This is a genomic window from Roseovarius salis, assembly GCF_044472985.1.
Taxonomy (GTDB): domain Bacteria; phylum Pseudomonadota; class Alphaproteobacteria; order Rhodobacterales; family Rhodobacteraceae; genus Roseovarius; species Roseovarius salis.
In genome coordinates this window covers 1-279 of record NZ_JBISDG010000118.1, presented here as the reverse complement: position 1 = coordinate 279, position 279 = coordinate 1, and the positions used below count along the sequence as shown (strand labels likewise).

1 protein-coding gene is annotated in these 279 nt (G+C 60.6%); it reads left to right on the top strand.

The window, feature by feature from the left end:
* A partial coding sequence (locus ACH13J_RS18440; RefSeq protein ID WP_397544800.1) for a sigma-E factor regulatory protein RseB domain-containing protein occupies positions 1-279 on the top strand: 279 nt, incomplete at both ends.

Here is a 279-nt window from a genome sequence, read left to right as displayed (position 1 = left end):
ACAAGGACAGCTTCCCGGCGCTGCTCGCCACAACCAATGGTGATGTGCTCGACCAGTACGACATGCGTCATCTGCCGTCCGAGCGCGTTGCCGGCATGGATTGCGAAGTCTTCCAGCTCGATCCGAAAGATGGCTTTCGCTATGCCTATCGCATCTGGGCCGACCGCAACAGCGGCTTGCTGATGCGCGCGCAGACCATCGGCGATGACGGCAAGGTGCTGGAACAGGTCGCCTTCTCGCAAGTCGAGGTGGGCGTGCCGTCGGAAAAGCAGAAGATCA